This window comes from Treponema endosymbiont of Eucomonympha sp. (assembly GCF_001028545.1).
In genome coordinates this window covers 1-2233 of sequence record NZ_BBPW01000118.1, presented here as the reverse complement: position 1 = coordinate 2233, position 2233 = coordinate 1, and the positions used below count along the sequence as shown (strand labels likewise).

Annotated in this window: 2 protein-coding genes; both read left to right on the top strand. The window is 48.7% G+C overall.

Annotated elements, in window-relative coordinates:
- A partial coding sequence (locus AWU74_RS05115; RefSeq protein WP_062328288.1) for an HNH endonuclease family protein occupies positions 1 to 1088 on the top strand: 1088 nt, incomplete at its 5' end.
- A gap of 819 nt (positions 1089 to 1907) precedes the next feature.
- Positions 1908 to 2233: tetratricopeptide repeat protein (locus AWU74_RS05105; protein WP_162504854.1), on the top strand; the 326-nt coding region annotated here is incomplete at its 3' end.

The following is a 2233-nucleotide window of genomic DNA, read 5'->3' as shown; positions in this document are numbered from 1 at the left end:
CCGATTCTTACCCATTAAACGCCGCAGGGTTTCGGGTAGACGAAAAAGGCAGAAAATATATTCGCGTAAAAGGCTACAATAACCGCCTTGACATTCGCCCGCCATACCAGCGGGAATTCATTTATAATGATACACAGCGCGACGCGGTCATAGATACGATAGTCAACGAATTTCCCCTGAACGTTATGTATTGGGCTCTCCGAAAAGACGGCACCTATGAGATTATTGACGGACAGCAGCGCACGCTCTCTATTTGCCAATATGTCAACGGCGATTTCGCGCATATCATGCGCTATTTCAGCAACCTGAAAGACGACGAAAAAGAGCAAATCCTCAATTATAAACTGACGGTTTATATATGCAGCGGAACGGACAGCCAAAAACTGTCCTGGTTTAAGACTATCAACATTGCGGGCGTAAAACTACGCGACCAAGAACTGCGAAACGCCGTGTATTCCGGCTCGTGGGTAACGGACGCTAAAAAATATTTCAGCAAAAACGGCTGCGCCGCTTATCAGGTCGCAAATAAATATCTTACCGGAGCGGCTAACCGTCAGGATTATCTTGAAACGGCTATTTCGTGGGAAGCGGAAAGCGGCTCCGGTGAAGCTATAGAACTGTATATGGCAAATCGCCAGCACGACAGCAACGCCTTGCTTTTGTGGAATAATTTTAGAAGCGTCATCACTTGGGTAGACGGAACATTTACGAAATACCGCCCTCCGATGAAAGGCGTTGACTGGGGGGCTTTATACAAAGAATACGGCGGCGCTGTTTTTGACACCGGCAACATAGAAGCCGAAACCGCGCGGCTTATGCTGGACGACGATGTTACTAAAAAAAGCGGCATATATCCGTTTATTCTCACGCGGGAACAAAGTTATCTGGCAATCAGGGTTTTTACCCCCGCTCAAAAAAACGCCGCTTACGAAAAACAAAAGGGCGTTTGCCCTTTATGCGGCAAACAGTTTCCCCTTGAAGAAATGGAAGGCGACCATATACGGCCTTGGGCGGAAGGCGGCAAAACCAGCGCCGATAATCTGCAAATGCTATGCAAAGACTGCAACAGACGAAAAGGGAAAAAATAAGCATCGCAACGGGGGCAAGGCCGCGCGCAACACGCGGTTTGCGCTGTCCCTTCCCCGCAGGCGCATTCAGGGGACGCGAAAGCCGCGGGGAGACACGGCGGATTCGGCGCCGCGGACGGAGCGTTCGGCCTTACGCATTACCCGCGCGGCGCAGGGGCACTGTTCGGGTTTCCTGAAAAAACCCGGCATACGGGCGGCGCGCAACGCGGAGGGCGCAAAACCGCCCAGATACATTTTATAACTGCCTAGATATACTTTGTAACTGCCTAGATACATTTTATAACTACTTAAATATATTTTGCATCTATCTAGATATACTTTATAACTACCTAGATATATTTTGTATCTGCCTAAATATATTTTATAACTGCCTAGATATATTTCATATCTGCCTAGATATACTTTATATCTGCCTAGATATATTTTATATCTGCCTAGATATATTTTGTATCTGCCTAGATATATTTTGTATCTGCCTAGATATATTTTGGATTTGGGCAGTTGCGCTTCGCCACAAGGCAGTTACGCTTTGCAACAAGGCAGTTACGCTTTGCAACAGGGCAGTTGCGCTTTGCAACAGGGCAGTTGCGCTTTGTTGCAAGGCGGTTACGCTTCACAACAGGGCAGTTGCGCTTTGCAACAAGGCGGTTACGCTTTGCAGCAAGGCGGTTACGCTTTGCAGCAAGGCAGTTACGCTTTGCAGCAAGGCAGTTATACGGCATAATTGCCCCGAAGCGCGGACGGCGCGGGGGCGGGGAAACTGCCGCGCATAGAAACGGCGGACGCAAAAGGCTGCGAAACGAACAGCGGAGGGACGAAATGGCAGGGAACAGCGGAAAACTGAACGCGGAAGCGGCGGCTTTTTTCAAGCAGGGAAACGAACACCTCAATAAGAAAGAATACGGCGCGGCGATAGTAGCCTACACGAAGGCGGTAGAGCTACAGCCGGATTACGCGGAGGCGTTTCATAATCGGGGCGTTGCGTATAGTAATAAAGGCGACTACGATAAAGCGATAGCGGATTATACAAAAGCGATAGAGCGAAAACCGGATGATGCGGCGGCATTTTTTAATAGAGGGAATGCATATCAGCAAAAAGGCGACCACGATAAAACGATAGCGGATTATACAAAAGCGACAGAGCT